This window comes from Proteus sp. Marseille-Q3619 (assembly GCF_965283115.1).
Window position 1 is genome coordinate 3,008,856 of the sequence record NZ_CBDIMP010000001.1, and the last position, 15,456, is coordinate 3,024,311.

General features: G+C 40.3%; 13 protein-coding genes. 11 read left to right on the forward strand and 2 right to left on the reverse strand.

Going from position 1 to position 15,456, the window contains the following annotated elements; genetic code table 11:
- Position 1: 1 nt before the first annotated feature.
- Positions 2–544, reverse strand: coding sequence for a primosomal replication protein PriC (gene priC / locus ACWPWK_RS13840; protein WP_109371671.1), 543 nt, complete (start codon positions 542–544; stop codon positions 2–4).
- A 137-nt stretch (positions 545–681) separates the two neighbouring features.
- Between priC and apt the strand changes: the two genes are divergently transcribed.
- From apt to yjiA, 11 genes are all read left to right on the forward strand, one after another.
- Entirely contained in the window at positions 682–1,233 is a 552-nt protein-coding gene (gene apt, locus ACWPWK_RS13845; protein ID WP_036911661.1) for an adenine phosphoribosyltransferase, read from the forward strand.
- A gap of 255 nt (positions 1,234–1,488) precedes the next feature.
- Positions 1,489–3,462, forward strand: coding sequence for a DNA polymerase III subunit gamma/tau (dnaX, locus tag ACWPWK_RS13850; protein WP_109371669.1), 1,974 nt, complete (start codon positions 1,489–1,491; stop codon positions 3,460–3,462).
- 54 nt (positions 3,463–3,516) lie between these two features.
- Entirely contained in the window at positions 3,517–3,846 is a 330-nt protein-coding gene (locus tag ACWPWK_RS13855) for a YbaB/EbfC family nucleoid-associated protein (RefSeq protein ID WP_023580840.1), read from the forward strand.
- Positions 3,846–4,451: a recombination mediator RecR gene (gene recR, locus ACWPWK_RS13860; RefSeq protein WP_109371667.1), complete on the forward strand. Its 606-nt coding sequence runs from the start codon at positions 3,846–3,848 to the stop codon at positions 4,449–4,451. The genes ACWPWK_RS13855 and recR overlap by 1 nt, the downstream gene beginning before the upstream one ends.
- Before the next feature lie 243 nt (positions 4,452–4,694).
- A complete protein-coding gene (locus tag ACWPWK_RS13865) occupies positions 4,695–5,363 on the forward strand; it encodes a vWA domain-containing protein (protein WP_227336451.1) in 669 nt (222 codons plus the stop codon).
- The gene (locus ACWPWK_RS13870) at positions 5,363–6,118 is read left to right on the forward strand and encodes a PP2C family serine/threonine-protein phosphatase (RefSeq protein WP_109371663.1); all 756 of its coding nucleotides are present in this window, start codon (positions 5,363–5,365) and stop codon (positions 6,116–6,118) included. The genes ACWPWK_RS13865 and ACWPWK_RS13870 overlap by 1 nt, the downstream gene beginning before the upstream one ends.
- Positions 6,112–7,587 carry a DNA-binding protein gene (locus ACWPWK_RS13875; protein WP_109371661.1) on the forward strand — a complete coding sequence of 492 codons (1,476 nt, stop codon included), beginning with the start codon at positions 6,112–6,114 and terminating at the stop codon, positions 7,585–7,587. Before ACWPWK_RS13870 ends, ACWPWK_RS13875 begins: the two co-directional genes overlap by 7 nt.
- 15 nt (positions 7,588–7,602) lie before the next feature.
- On the forward strand, positions 7,603–10,110 hold the full coding sequence (locus ACWPWK_RS13880) for an energy transducer TonB family protein (protein WP_109371659.1): 2,508 nt from the start codon (positions 7,603–7,605) through the stop codon (positions 10,108–10,110).
- A 336-nt stretch (positions 10,111–10,446) separates the two neighbouring features.
- Positions 10,447–12,597: a carbon starvation CstA family protein gene (locus tag ACWPWK_RS13885; RefSeq protein ID WP_109371657.1), complete on the forward strand. Its 2,151-nt coding sequence runs from the start codon at positions 10,447–10,449 to the stop codon at positions 12,595–12,597.
- Between the two features lie 60 nt (positions 12,598–12,657).
- A complete protein-coding gene (locus tag ACWPWK_RS13890) occupies positions 12,658–12,864 on the forward strand; it encodes a YbdD/YjiX family protein (protein ID WP_004245057.1) in 207 nt (68 codons plus the stop codon).
- Between the two features lie 22 nt (positions 12,865–12,886).
- Positions 12,887–13,867, forward strand: a complete 981-nt coding sequence (gene yjiA, locus ACWPWK_RS13895) for a GTPase (RefSeq protein ID WP_109371655.1) — start codon at positions 12,887–12,889, stop codon at positions 13,865–13,867.
- A 212-nt stretch (positions 13,868–14,079) separates the two neighbouring features.
- On the opposite strand, the gene ACWPWK_RS13900 is transcribed toward yjiA, so the two are convergent.
- Positions 14,080–15,402 (reverse strand): L-cysteine desulfidase family protein, encoded by a 1,323-nt coding sequence (locus tag ACWPWK_RS13900; protein ID WP_109371653.1) that lies wholly within the window; start codon positions 15,400–15,402, stop codon positions 14,080–14,082.
- Positions 15,403–15,456: the final 54 nt, after the last annotated feature.

The following is a 15,456-nucleotide window of genomic DNA, read 5'->3' on the forward strand; positions in this document are numbered from 1 at the left end:
TTTAAAATTTATCTTCTTGTTTCTCAATGCTCTTTTCGATAGAGAACAGGGCATTTTTGCAGCGCGCAAGGCGATTTTCAAGCGCGGCAATCTCTTTTTGTAACTCTTGTTGCTTCATAAAGCTCTGTGCCTGCGTTAATGAAAGCTCCCTATCTTGGATCATGGCTTGTAATCGGCGCTCATAATCCTGATGTTGGGCAAGCTTTTGGTATAAATCGACACTTTTTTTTCGTTGAGTAAGCTGGTTCTCTTGCTTTCTTAGTGTTTGTGTCGATAATTCACGAGTTAATGCTTCAATTTGTTGTAGGATTTGTGTGGCCAGAAATTTAACTTGCTGGCTTCGTTGTGCCTCAACACAAGCGATTAACTGGGTAAAATTATCGCGGATCTGTTGCATGTAGCCACCAAGGGAATCACTTCGGCGGTGGAATAGTGTCGTGTCGAAGCAAGGTGCTGCAATTTTTTTGTTTGCAATAGGCGCCACTGTTTCGGCTAGATTGTCTATCTGTTTTTTAAATAAGCTTAAAGGATCAGGTTTATTCATCTGGTTCTTGCCCCTGTTTTGATAAAAACATGAATTGACTTAAAGCAACAAAAAAGAGTTGTTAATTGGCTTTCTGTTGCATTTTAACGGCATATTGCATAGATTCTATCGTTTCGTTTTTTATTATGGCACTGATTATGACTGCTAACGCGCAACAACTGCAATTTATTAAAGACAGTATTGAAACCATTCCTGATTATCCAAAAGAAGGGATATTATTCCGTGATATCACTACATTATTGGATAATCCTGCTGCATATCAGGCAACCATTGATTTATTGGTAGAACACTATCAAGGTCAGGGTATCACTAAAGTTGTGGGTACCGAAGCGCGTGGCTTCCTATTTGGTGCTCCAGTCGCTTTACGCCTAGGTGTTGGTTTTGTTCCTGTTCGTAAAAAAGGTAAATTGCCTCGCGAAACGCTCAGTGAAACTTATGATCTGGAATACGGCACAGATACTTTAGAGATCCACAAAGATAGCATTACGGATCAAGACAAAGTATTAATGGTTGATGATTTACTAGCAACAGGTGGCACCATTGAAGCAACTGCTCGTCTGATCCGCCGTTTAGGTGGCACTGTGACAGAAGCTGCATTCATTATCTGCTTACCTGATTTAGGCGGTATCGAACGCTTAGAAAAACAAGGTGTTCACAGCTTTACACTGGTTGATTTTCCAGGACATTAATATCTTCACTGTTTAGAGAAGAACTAATTAAGTTCTTATCGTAAACACAAGTAAGAGTGCGGGTGTTTATATATCATTTATAATTTTTTCTATTTTTATAAATGTGTATTGCCCGCACAATTGTTGCCTCTTATCTTTACCTTAAATTTCTGCTGGTTCTTTCTCCAATATCTCATTTGTTTCTTACAGATCTCGCTCAATAGGTCGTCCCTGTGTTAGCATAGAGATAAATCTTGTTCAAATTTAGCGGAATCAATGAGCTATCAGGTACTTGCCCGTAAGTGGCGCCCACAAACTTTTAACGATGTTGTTGGTCAACGTCATGTGTTGACTGCTTTAGCTAATGGTCTTGATCATCAGCGACTTCATCACGCCTATCTTTTTTCTGGCACACGAGGTGTCGGAAAAACTACGATAGCCCGATTATTTGCTAAAGGGCTCAATTGTGAAACAGGTATTACGAGTAAACCTTGTGGTCAATGTGCAAATTGCCTTGAAATAGAACAAGGGCGTTTTGTCGATTTAATTGAAATCGATGCTGCATCTCGTACTAAGGTAGAAGATACCCGTGAACTGCTGGACAATGTGCAGTACGCGCCAGCACGAGGACGCTTTAAGGTCTACTTGATTGATGAAGTTCACATGCTTTCTCGTCACAGTTTTAATGCGCTACTAAAAACATTAGAAGAACCGCCAGAGCACGTTAAATTCTTATTAGCGACGACTGATCCACAAAAATTACCTGTCACGATTTTATCACGTTGCTTGCAATTTCATCTGCGAGCATTAGATATTGACCAAATTGCGACACAACTCGAAAAAGTGCTATCAGCAGAGCATATTGAAAATGATGTAAGAGCGCGTCAACTTATTGCACGCGCTGCTGATGGCAGTATGCGAGATGCATTAAGCTTAACAGACCAAGCTATAGCAAGTGGCGAAGGTGTTGTCAGTGCAGAAGTGGTTAGTCAAATGCTTGGCACTATTGATGATACTCAGCCTTTAGCATTGATTGAAGCGCTAGTAAAAGCGGATGGTCAACAGGTCATGTCGCTGGTTAATGAAGTTGCTTCAAGAGGTACTGACTGGGAAAATTTCTTGGTTGAAACACTCTCATTACTGCATCAAATTGCCATGTTGCAGTTATTGCCTAGTGAAGAAAATCCTCAAGAGCAATTTACTCAAGAACGCCTACGTTTATTGGCAAAATCTGTTTCTCCACAAGATTTACAACTCTATTATCAAACCTTACTAGTAGGGCGAAAAGAACTGGCTTATGCGCCAGATAGACGCATGGGTGTTGAAATGACTCTGCTACGTGCGCTTGCTTTTCATCCTAAAACAGTGATTGATGAAATACCTTCTGCGCCATTAGCACAAACTTTACCTTCAGCATCATTGCCTACAAATAGAATGTCTGAACATTATGCCCCGCAAACTGTGCAGACTCATTCGCCTCAAGTGGATCACCCATCTTCTTCACCAATAGAAAATAGTGCTTCATTAGGCAATAGCCCCGCAGCACAACTTTTAAGAGCAAGGCAGGCAATAAAGGGGACGGAACAACAAACCCCGCCAAAAAAGTCTGAACCGGCGACGCCTAATCGGGCCAAGCCGGCTGCTAGTGCATTAGAGCGGCTAGCAGCCGTGAGTGAAAAACGCCAGCAAGTTGCGAAGCGTCAGACTAATGCGCCTGAAAAAAAGAAAAAAGAAGAGTATCAGTGGCGTCCACAAAACCCTGAGTTAATGTCAACGCAAGAGGTTGTTTCTTCACCAAAAGAGATCAAAGAAGTTCTCGAATATGAGAAAACACCTGAATTAGCAGCAAAAATTGCTAAAGAGTCGCAAGAAAGAGATGCTTGGGCGGCTGAAATTGACAAAATGCCACTCCCTAAATTGGTGCAACAACTGGCATTAAATGCGTATAAAGAGACAGTAAACGAAGAAAACGTTATTTTGCATTTACGAACTAAACAGAAACATTTAAATTCAGCAAATGCGTTACGCACGCTTACTAATGCGTTAAGTGAATTGCATGGAAAAGCAATTTCACTCACAATTATAGAAGATGATGATCCAGCGGTAAAAACACCGTTGGAATGGCGACAAGCCATTTATGATGAAAAATTGGCGTTATCGCGTCAATCGATTATTACGGATAAAACGATTCAAACATTACAGCAATATTTTGATGCTGAATTGGATGAAGAGAGTATCCGACCTGTTTAATCGCAACATGTTGTATGACTTCATACTGTGTGGCTTTTACAAAGAGAGACAATTATGTTCGGAAAAGGTGGTTTGGGTAATCTGATGAAGCAAGCCCAACAAATGCAAGAAAAAATGCAACAAATGCAAGAAGAGATCGCAAACTTAGAAGTGACAGGTGAATCTGGCGCTGGCTTAGTTAAGATCACTATCAATGGTGCTCATAATTGCCGTCGTGTTGAAATCGATCCTAGCCTGCTAGAAGATGACAAAGAGATGCTGGAAGATCTGATTGCTGCTGCCTTTAATGATGCTGCGCGTCGCATTGATGAAACACAAAAAGAAAGAATGGCCTCTGTTTCTAACGGTATGCAATTGCCACCAGGCTTTAAGATGCCATTCTAATGCAAACCAGCCCACTTCTTGAATCATTAATGGAAGCGTTGCGTTGTTTACCCGGTGTCGGGCCTAAGTCAGCGCAACGAATGGCTTTCCAACTACTTCAACGCGATAGAAGCGGTGGTATGCGACTTGCACAAGCACTCACGCGTGCAATGTCTGAAATCGGTCATTGTTGTGATTGCCGAACTTTTACTGAAGAAGAGCGTTGCACCATCTGTGCCAATGTTCGTCGTCAGCAAAATGGGCAAATTTGTGTTGTCGAAAGTCCTGCGGATATTCATGCTATCGAGCAGACAGGGCAGTTTGCGGGGCGATACTTTGTCTTAATGGGGCATTTATCCCCTTTAGATGGTATCGGTCCTATGGACATTGGTTTAGATAGACTTGAAGAGCGCTTAAGCCAAGAGACGATTTCTGAAGTGATCTTGGCAACCAATCCGACTGTTGAAGGTGAAGCAACAGCCAATTATATTGCTGAAATTTGTGCTCAGTATGATATTTCGGCTAGCCGAATTGCCCATGGGGTTCCTGTGGGAGGTGAACTTGAAATGGTCGATGGTACAACGCTTTCGCACTCTATTGCTGGACGCCAAAAGATCCACTATTAACATCATAAATAGTTTATTAAAAAGCACCTTTTACAAGATGTAATAAGGTGTTTTTTTCATTTGAAATCATGAAAACACTCTCAAATTTAATTTAAAACATCGAGTTTTAAACCTTAAAGCTTATTTTTTATCAGAAATATCTTTATCTTCACTTTATTGCTTTTTTCTTTCTGATGAATTTTGCGTCTTTATGTTACATTAATCATTATCATGAAAAATAATAACTGAATGATGGAGCATCCCATGATCCCTGACGTAGCCTTGGTTGATAACAGTGAACAACGTACCCCTCTGATCTTAGTGCTAGATAGCTCTGGCAGTATGTATGGTCAACCTATTCAACAATTAAATGAAGGGCTTAAATTACTCGAACAAGAACTCAAAAACGATGTGATTGCGGCTAAACGTGTCCGTATTTTAGTGATTGAATACGGCGGATATGACCAATGTACGGTTCATGGTGATTGGAAAGATGCTATGGATTTTACAGCCCCTGTTTTAGAAGCTAATGGCACAACCCCAATGGGACAAGCCATTACTTTAGCGCTTGAAGAAATTGAAGCAGAAAAACAGCGCTTTAAACAAGCGGGTGTTGCTTATACACGACCTTGGCTATTTTTAATGTCTGATGGTGTTCCTACGGATCAATGGGAACAGGCTGCACAGCTTTGTCGCCAAGCAGAAGAAAGCCAAAAAACAGCGGTGTTTCCGATTATGGTTGATGGCGCATCAGCAGAAGTCATGGGGAGCTTTAGCCGTAATGGTGTTAATGGTGTGAAAATGCTTAAAGGGCTGCAATTTAAAGAACTGTTCTTGTGGCTAAGCGCCAGTATGCAGGTGGTTTCTCAATCAACACCGGGTGGCACAGCACAATTACCTTCAACTGATTCTTGGGCGAGTGTACCTGTTTGATGAATGATTGGTTAGCTTATGGGGCATCTGTGACAGGCATTGCCCATCAAGAACGTCAAATTCCCTGTCAGGATGCTTATTTTATTCGTCGTAAAGGTGAATATCTTATCGCTGCTGTTTGTGATGGTGCTGGTTCTTCTCGTTATAGTGAACAAGGTGCTCAGCTCGTTGCTCGGTTATTTACGCTACGTATTACAGAGTGGCCAAACATTGATTTGTTAACCGAAAAACAGATAACACAAGGGGCTAAACAACTTATTGAAGATATTCGCCTCCAACTGGCTGAATATGCAGAAATAAAGCAGTGTGCGCTTAATGAATATGCATCAACACTGGTTGCATGTTGGGTTGGTGATGATAGTGGCTATTTATTCCATTTGGGTGATGGTATTGCTGTGGTGGAATACTGTGATGGTACAAGTTATGTATCACAACCTGAAAATGGAGAATATGCGAATCAAACTTGGTTTGTGACGTCAGAAAATTGGGAAGCGCATTTACGCGTTATTCCCCTAAATAAACCAGTAAAACAAGTTATTTTGATGTCTGATGGTGTACAACCTTTTGCCATGAATAAAGCGGGTGATGCCCTTTATGAACCGTTTATCACCCCAGTTATTCGTTATTTAAAAACCGTATCAGAAGATAGTGGAAGTGAGGCGTTAGCAGGGACTTTAGCTGATCCTCGAACACATTCGATCACAGGCGATGATAAAACCTTAGTTATTTGCATCAGGGATGAAGAGTTGTGGTAAAAGCGAGAAAGAAAGGGATAGTTCAACCAGTATCTAGGCAATTACAAGATGAAAACGGTAAGATTTATCAAATAGGTGATTTGATAAAAAGCGGTGGTGCGGGTAGCGTTAGCCATATTAATAATGCACCTTTCCAAGTATCAAAAGTTTATCATGACAAAATTGATAAAGCCTATTATCTGAAAAAGATCACGGCAATGCAGAAGTTAGAACCTGCATTAAAGCCCGTTTCTGTTAACGATACGCCTATTATCCAACTCGCATGGCCTCAAGCACGTTTATACAATAGCCAAAAGCAATTTGTTGGCTTTGTGATGCCTGAACTTGATGTTAAAAATACTATTGAGTTGGAATACATTCTTCAAGAACGCCAAGCCAAAGCGCATGGCTTACCCACAGGAATGGGGGCGAAAGTGAGTCTCGCATATAACCTTTGCTCATTGATTGATGCTTTACATCAGCAAGGGCACCGTATTATTGATATGAAACCGCTGAATTTGCGGTTTTATAAATCAAGTCTGTATATGTCTCTTCTCGATTGTGATGGATTTAGTATCCAAGGCGATAATACGCGTTTTCCTGCTGGACAATTTACTGTTGAATATCTTGCCCCTGAATTTCAAGCAAAACAAACTGTTCCAGAATCTCAAGAAGAGTGGCAAGACCGATTTGCGTTAGCCGTTATTATTTTTCAGTTGCTTAATTTTGGTATCCACCCTTTTAGTGGTCGTCCTAAAAATGACACTGTACCTACAGATATACCAAGACGTATTGCGGGGCGTTTTTATGGTTATGGCATAAAGGCGCATAATTTGATCACCCCAAATGTCGCCAGTGGACATAAACAATTACCTGATAAGCTAAGAACTCTCTTTGATAAAGCATTTTCAGGCACACCTTCGCAAAGACCAAGTGCAAAAACATGGACGACAGCACTTTATGAATATGCACAACCCGAAAAGCAACAGTTAGTCATTTGTCAAAAAGATAAAAACCACCAGCATTTTGCAGGTAAAGCTTGCGCAGCTTGTGCAAGAGAGGCGAAGTTACAGCAAGTTGCAATTACTCAGAAACAAAACCAAACGCAACGTGAGCCAGTTCGTCAAAAAAGAGTACAAAATGCGAATATCCGACAAGCGCCAACTCAAACTACGCCAGCGAAACCTATTCAACCGCCAGCGATATTTATTACGGTTAAAAATGCAATAAACCAAGTACCCAAAGTCATATTACATACCGCTATTGCCATGATAGTCCCTGTATTTTTGGGTTTATTACTGATGAATTTTATTCCACAAGGAGCCAGCGGTGGTTTAGGTTCTAGCTGGATCGCAGATTTAATCAAAGCGGATTATATTGAGCAAATACTAATAACGATGTTGAGTGTGATGTTTTTAATGGTTTTAGCCATTATCTTGTTAGTTCTTTTTGTTTTCCCTTCAATGCATATTTTGAAAAGAAAGCCATAATTTAGGGAAAATAACATGAAAAAAAGAATAAAGCTGATCCTGATTATTATTGGCGTTATAACGTTACTGTTCCCTTTCTGGTTGCCAGCCTTCTTAGTTTCAACCTTTAGCTTGATTGATAGTTTTAATAGTAAAATTCTCCCCTCATCTGTTCGCTTTGATGAGCGTAATTTCTTACTGGGATTATGGTTAGGCTCTCTTATTATGACGATTGCTATGTTATTGCAATCGTGGCGAGCTAAAAATATTTACTATTTATGTGGTGGTGGATTAGTCCTTTTAATGGCGCTGAGTGTGTCATTGTCAGTGATCCCAACGAATGAATTAGAAGATCGCCGTCGTTTTGTTTTACAAAATATCGAACAATCAGAATGGCAAAATTATCATTATTTTGTTGTTAATAGCGAAAATGAGATCCGTAACGTTATTCGGTCTAATCAACCGAAAGCGCTGGCATCGATTAGCGCTATTGAGAAAGTGCGAATTGCTTTACCAGGATTAGATTATTTTAGCGATGATGTGACTGAAGCGACAAAAGCGAAAGAGGCTTATTTAGTTTATACCAAGGGAACCACAGAACGTGCGGAAGCTGTAAAAACACTCAATTTTTATGGTGACTGGCTATTAAATCAACCTGATATTATGGTTGCTCAGGCATTAGCTTCTCTTTCAAATAGTAATGATGCTCAATTAACGCAATCAGGTATTAATGTTATTGCTGTTGCGCCATTATCACCTGAGGCATGGCAAGTTTTATCACTTACTTATATCGCCCATCGTTCTTTGGATGCACAAATTGAAAAAGCGATGTTAGCTTTAATGGTGGCAGATACGCTCAAACAGGCTAATCAAGGTCATAATGATATTTCAGCGCAACAATTATTGGAAAAAGCAATTTCAGAGCTTACTGAAAATCAGCGCCAGATTTATCAGATATTACAAGCGCGTGTTATTGAAGATCGTTTTTATCGACAAAACAGTACACCACCAGAAGAAGTCACTAAGCTTGCTAATCAGCGATTACCAGTGAGTAATGCAATCAATAATGATTTAACCACTTATCTTGAAATGCAATCAATGATGGGAAAAGAGTATCCCGGAGAAGTAATTGTTGAATCACCTAATGAAGTGAAAAACTTAACTGAGATCCGTTATCCAACAATCAGAAAATATATCCCTCGTGCAGATGTTATTTTATCCGTTGATGTCGATCCTCAAGGGCGTATTTCAGGGCTTTGGGTGCAAAACAGTAGTGGTGTTGATGCTTTCGATGATCAAGCAGTGAAAGCAGCTCGTCATTGGCGTTTTATGCCAAACAAAGACGGATATCGCCAACGTGTGACAGTTCGTTTTGAAAGTACCCGTCTTGGTTGGAAAGAGTATGCGGTTAAGCAACAATCAACATTGATAAAACTGGTTAAAGCTTATGCGAGACAAGATGCAAAAGGGATAACACTGACTGAAAATGCTTATACAGAACTGAAAAAGCAAGCGCCAGAATTAGATGATGGAAGAGAAGCAACTCGCTCCAGCTATGATCCTTATTCATCTTATTACCCTAGATTATCTCAACAACAGCAAGAAAAACGTGCTGCGTTACAAGCCATCTTAAAAGAGTTGCAGACATTGCCTAATGGTAAAAATAACCATGAAAGTTGGGATAACAGTATTCGCTTTTTAAATGAAAAACTCGCTCTTCATCAGGATAATGCCGATATCGTGAGAACAGTGGCACGTTTTGAATTGCAATATTACAACGTAGGAACCAACAATTTAGCCAATTCTCCTAAAATTTATCCTCAAGAGAAAAAATATTGGCAAACTTTATTACTCAATGCGCGTACTCATTTTGAACAGGCCATCGCATTAGAACCCGATCGTGAAGATGTCTGGTTAGGATGGGGCATAACATGGCTCGATGAAGATCCTGAAATTGCAGCAGGGGCATTTGCTAAAGCTTCACAGCAAAAATCAAAAGAAAGTGTTGGTTCGCTTATGCAAATGTTAGAAATGAGAATGGTGATACATACACTTGAGGGCGCTCGCTTAGATCGCTATCAAACCTTACGAGCGCGAATGGATATGCGTTATTTACCGGAAGGTATTGAAGTTAAACCTTCAGATGATTATCTCAGTGATGACCTAACTCAGATTCAATTAGCTCAACGTGTAATACCAGCATCAGATCCTAATAGTAAAGTGATACGTAAGCCGCTAAACAACAAGGTTGTTGAGCAATCAAATCGGACATTTAGTATTGATTTCTCATCAGCGAATATCAAAGGCAGTGATCAGGCATTACCGAAAGTGAATGCACCTGATACAGCACCTAAAACAGGGGATATGATCTTACAACTTGATGTTGACCCTCAAGGTGTTCCTACCGTGGTGCTATTGAAATCTGGCAGTGGTGACATGAGCATAGATAATGCCGTTATTGATGCTGCATACCAATGGCATTTTAATGGTTCACCTGCTCGAAAAGGTAATGTGCTTTTGATATCCGTTCAATTTAGCCAATAATTACTACTTAATTAAATAATGTTATAAAAAACCTCCTTTTTTGTTAGCGAAAAGGAGGGTTTCTTCTATTTTGTGAGTTTCTAACTTATTGAAAGAAATAAAATTGTTACCTAGATCACAAAAAAATAGCCTTTTCAAAAAGACAGAACCACTCAACTTAGAAAACAGACCGCTTAATTCGTTATACAACCGCTAAGCGATTTTGTCGCACTGTTTATATCTCATTCTTCTTATTATGTAGTAGCGGGCAGTTGTCTCTCATATTCGCTCAAATCATTCTCAGCTGTCCCGCATTACTCTTTGGCTGTTCGGTCTTGCCTGAAAAAAAGGTGTCTCATGAACAAAAATGCATTTTTAAAGCACGTACCTTGGGTGATCCTAGGGATTATTGGTGCTTTTTGTCTTTCAGTGGTTGCACTTCGCCGTGGTGAACACGTCAGTGCACTATGGATAGTTGTTGCTTCTGTTGCCGTTTATTTAGTTGCTTATCGTTATTACAGTCTTTACATCGCTCAAAAAGTGATGAAGCTTGATCCAACTAGAGCAACACCTTCTGTTGTTAATAATGACGGTTTGAACTACGTTCCAACTAACCGTTATGTTTTATTTGGTCACCACTTTGCGGCTATCGCAGGTGCTGGTCCTTTAGTAGGGCCTGTTCTTGCTGCTCAAATGGGGTATTTACCGGGTACGCTTTGGTTATTAGCTGGGGTTGTGCTTGCTGGTGCAGTACAAGACTTTATGGTGTTGTTTATTTCAACACGCCGTAATGGTAACTCACTTGGTGAGATGATAAAGAAAGAGATGGGTCCTATTCCGGGTACTATCGCTTTATTCGGCTGTTTCCTTATCATGATCATCATTCTTGCAGTGCTTGCGCTTATCGTTGTTAAAGCATTAGCAGAAAGCCCATGGGGTGTGTTCACTGTTTGTTCAACAGTACCAATTGCCCTGTTTATGGGTATCTACATGCGCTATATCCGTCCGGGTCGTGTCGGTGAAGTCTCTGTTATCGGTATTGTATTACTGATTGCTGCGATTTGGTTTGGTGGTGTTATTGCTCACGATCCATACTGGGGGCCTGCGCTAACCTTTAAAGATACAACCATCACCTTTGGTCTTATTGGTTATGCTTTTGTTTCTGCATTACTGCCAGTTTGGTTGATCCTTGCTCCTCGTGATTACTTAGCGACGTTCCTGAAAATTGGGGTTATCGTTGGTTTAGCCGTTGGTATTGTTATCCTAAACCCTGAACTGAAAATGCCAGCGGTTACTCAATATGTCGATGGTACAGGACCATTGTGGAAAGGGGCTTTATTCCCATTCTTATTTATCACTATCGCTTGTGGTGCTGTTTCTGGTTTCCACGCACTGATTGCTTCAGGTACAACACCTAAACTTATCGCCAATGAAATGGATGCGCGTTTTATCGGTTATGGTGCAATGTTAATGGAATCATTCGTTGCGATCATGGCGTTAGTCGCTGCATCTATTATTGAACCAGGTCTGTATTTTGCTATGAATACACCACCAGCAGGTTTAGGTATTACTATGCCAAACCTTCATGAATTAGGTGGTGAAAATACAGCAGTTATTATGGAGCAGTTAAGAGAAGTGACTGTACATACTGCTGCAACGGTGAGTTCATGGGGCTTTGTTATTTCGCCAGAAGAAATTCTACAAACGGCGAAAGATATTGGTGAGCCTTCTGTATTAAACCGTGCTGGTGGTGCGCCTACCTTAGCAGTGGGTATCGCGATGGTATTCCATAAAATCATTCCTGCTGCGGATATGGGCTTCTGGTATCACTTTGGGATCTTGTTCGAAGCGCTCTTTATTTTAACGGCGTTAGATGCGGGTACACGTTCCGGTCGCTTTATGTTCCAAGACTTGTTAGGTAACTTTATCCCTTACCTGAAGAAAACAAACTCGTTCATTCCGGGTGTGATTGGTACTGCGGGTTGCGTAGGATTATGGGGATATCTGTTATACCAAGGTGTTGTTGACCCATTAGGCGGTGTTAAGAGCTTGTGGCCACTGTTTGGTATTTCAAACCAAATGTTAGCGGCAGTTGCTCTGGTATTAGGTACTGTTATCTTAGTTAAGATGAAACGTACTAAATATATCTGGGTGACAGTTGTTCCTGCAGTATGGTTATTAATTTGTACAACATGGGCATTAGGTCTGAAACTTCTCAGCGATGATCCACAAATGGAAGGTTTCTTCTACTTAGCAAATGAATACAAAGCGAAGATCTTAGCAGGTGGTGCTGACTTAACTGCGGCTGAAATTACCAATATGAATCATATTGTAATTAACAACTATACCAATGCTGGCTTAAGTATTCTGTTCTTAGTGGTTGTTTACAGCATCATTTTCTACGGTTTCCGTACCGCAATGAAAGCGCGTAAAAACCCAGAAGATACATCACAAGAAACACCGTATGTTCCTATGCCAAAAGATGTAAAGGTGTCCTCAGGTCACTAATTTAGGTTGATAGGTTAAACCCCCGTGCTGGCTTGCCAGTACGGGGCTTAGGAGAAACTTATGTTTGGTAATTTAGGACAAGCTGGAAAATATCTAGGACAAGCAGCACGTATGCTAATAGGTATTCCTGATTACGATAATTATGTGCAACACATGAAAGATAACCATCCAGATAAGCCTGTTATGACCTATAACGAGTTTTTCCGTGAGCGTCAGGAAGCCCGTTATGGCGGTGGTGATGGTAAAGGCGGTTTTCGCTGTTGCTAGTGATCCGTAAAGGAGATAAATGATGGAACCTATTGCAGTGACAATACTGACCGGTTTTTTAGGATCAGGAAAAACAACACTTTTACGTCATATGCTTAATGAAGAGCATGGCTATAAAATTGCCGTTATTGAAAATGAATTTGGTGAAGTCCCTATTGATGATGAAATCATTGGTGATAGAGCCACTCAAATTAAAACACTGACCAATGGTTGTATTTGTTGCAGTAAATCGAATGAATTAGAAGATACGCTATTAGATTTATGTGACAGCCTAGATCGCGGTGAAATCGAATTTGATAGATTAGTTATTGAATGCACTGGGATGGCTGATCCAGGCCCTATTAGCCAAACATTCTTTTCTCATGAGATCATCTGCCAGCGCTACTTATTAGATGGCATTATCACACTTGTTGATAATGTTCACGCTCAGCAACAACTGGATCAATTCACGATTGCACAATCACAAATTGGTTATGCTGACCGCATTCTGTTAACGAAAACAGATGTCACTCCAGCCTCTCCTGAATTAATGGCACGATTAAGACGTATTAATGCTAGAGCGCCTGTGCATACCGTGATCCATGGACAAATTGATTTAGGATTACTGTTTAACGTAAAAGGTTTTATGTTGAACGATAACCTCGATGTAAAACAGCCTCTGTTTCGTTATCAGGCTGATAAGCAAGATGACATTAATTCGATTGTACTAAAGTTTGATTATCCTGTTGAGTTACAAGAAGTTTCAGACGTAATGGAAAAATTATTATTAAGCTTTGCTGATAATCTTTTGCGTTATAAAGGGATATTAAATATTAAAGACCAACCTAATCGCTTGTTATTCCAAGGTGTACAACGCCTTTATAGTGCTGATTGGGATAGACCGTGGAATGAAGATGAAACTCGTCAAAGCACATTGGTTTTTATTGGTATTCAATTACCAGAAGAAGAGATAAGAGCCAATTTTGATGCATTGATGCCTAGTACAGAAGAGAAGGCTTATTAACCTAATACCCTGTAGTGAGTGTTAAAAAGCAGTAAGAAGTAAAGTAGTTAAGTAACCGTAGTCGTTGAAACGTAGTAGTTGAAATGTAGTAGCCGTAAATAGCAGTAACGAATATTGATAAGCTCCTGACTTGAGGAGGATCCTGTTCCTAGGATCTTATGTTTCACCCCATAATAACCAATATTATGGGGTGTTTTTTTTAAACGCTCAAATTAGCCATTAGCAACGGCTTTATATTCCATGATCTCAATAATTTGAACATCGGTATGTTGCATTGCACGGCTTGCTAGTGCACATAGATTTTCAATTGTAGAATCAACATCATGAGCGACAATACCGTCATTACCTGTCACATAAGTGTTATCTAGAGCCATTAACACAGCTTTATAAGCTGCACTTGCACCAGTTGAGACTTTCATCGCACAACTATTTGAAGCACCATCACAAATCACACCGCTGATATCACCAATCATGCTACTAATTGCCATAGCCATAGATTCGTAACGTTCATCCATTAGCCATGCAATTGCACCAGCTGCGCCCATTGATGCGGTTGTTGCTGCACATAACGCAGATAGTGCAGGAAATTTATGGTGAATATAAATAGCCAGTAAATGGGAAAGCATTAATGCTCTTGCCATTTTCTCTTCGCCAACTTGTAAATATTCAGCAACCACGACAACAGGCATCGTTGCGGCAATACCTTGGTTACCTGAGCCAGAATTACTCATTGCGGGTAAAACGGCACCACCCATACGCGCATCAGAGGCAGCAGAAGTACGGATCATGATTTCTGATAATAAATCTTTTGCTAATAAGCCACGCTGTTGCTGGCGTTGTAAAGTTTGCCCAATATGTAAACCATAAGTATTGTTCAAACCTTCTTTTGATAGCGCATCATTTAAGTGTGCTGACTCAAGGATAAAAGAAATTTCTTCTACTGGAGTTTGGGTAACAAACTGGTAAATTTCTTGAGTGTTGGTTTGGGTTAACGTTTCTTTTATTTCGCAAGGTGATGCAGACTGTTCTGCGCCAGCACAAGTATTATCAAGAACAACATGACCGTTATGAATAATTTTAACAATATTAGTGTGGTTACCTGCAATAATGACAGTTGCGCTGTTTTCACTATCTTCAACAGTCACTTCACTATATAGAACTTCTTGGCACTCTTTTTTAATTGAAACATTCACAATGCCAGCAGCTAACAGTGCTTTGCTTTGTTCAACGTGTTCAGGCGTTGTATTTTTTAATACTTCTAAACCTGCTTCACTGTCACCACCAACGGCACCTAGGCTTGCTGCAATGGATAATCCCACCATGCCTGTACCTGGTACGGTTACGCCCATACCGTTTTTCATTAAATTAGGAGAGACTTCAGCACTAATGCGGGTAATCGCGTGTTGTAAGTAACGTGCTGCTGTTGCAGCCGCTAATGCAAGCGAAATAGGCTCTGTACAACCTAAAGCGGGTTTTACTTGTTGCTTAACTGCCGCTATCAATATTTTCCAACGAGAAGATAATTGTTCTTTCATTGCATGCATCCAATAAACAGTATGAAAATTCAATGGGTTATTCTATTTTTAATA

Bases quoted from the DNA above. Each gene is read 5' to 3' on its own strand.
- ACWPWK_RS13885 (WP_109371657.1), top strand. From the start codon at position 10,447: ATGAACAAAAATGCATTTTTAAAGCACGTACCTTGGGTGATCCTAGGG.
- ACWPWK_RS13855 (WP_023580840.1), top strand. From the start codon at position 3,517: ATGTTCGGAAAAGGTGGTTTGGGTAATCTGATGAAGCAAGCCCAACAA.
- apt (WP_036911661.1), top strand. From the start codon at position 682: ATGACTGCTAACGCGCAACAACTGCAATTTATTAAAGACAGTATTGAA.
- ACWPWK_RS13890 (WP_004245057.1), top strand. From the start codon at position 12,658: ATGTTTGGTAATTTAGGACAAGCTGGAAAATATCTAGGACAAGCAGCA.
- ACWPWK_RS13865 (WP_227336451.1), top strand. From the start codon at position 4,695: ATGATCCCTGACGTAGCCTTGGTTGATAACAGTGAACAACGTACCCCT.
- yjiA (WP_109371655.1), top strand. From the start codon at position 12,887: ATGGAACCTATTGCAGTGACAATACTGACCGGTTTTTTAGGATCAGGA.
- ACWPWK_RS13880 (WP_109371659.1), top strand. From the start codon at position 7,603: ATGAAAAAAAGAATAAAGCTGATCCTGATTATTATTGGCGTTATAACG.
- ACWPWK_RS13870 (WP_109371663.1), top strand. From the start codon at position 5,363: ATGAATGATTGGTTAGCTTATGGGGCATCTGTGACAGGCATTGCCCAT.
- recR (WP_109371667.1), top strand. From the start codon at position 3,846: ATGCAAACCAGCCCACTTCTTGAATCATTAATGGAAGCGTTGCGTTGT.
- ACWPWK_RS13900 (WP_109371653.1), bottom strand. From the start codon at position 15,402: ATGAAAGAACAATTATCTTCTCGTTGGAAAATATTGATAGCGGCAGTT.
- dnaX (WP_109371669.1), top strand. From the start codon at position 1,489: ATGAGCTATCAGGTACTTGCCCGTAAGTGGCGCCCACAAACTTTTAAC.
- priC (WP_109371671.1), bottom strand. From the start codon at position 544: ATGAATAAACCTGATCCTTTAAGCTTATTTAAAAAACAGATAGACAAT.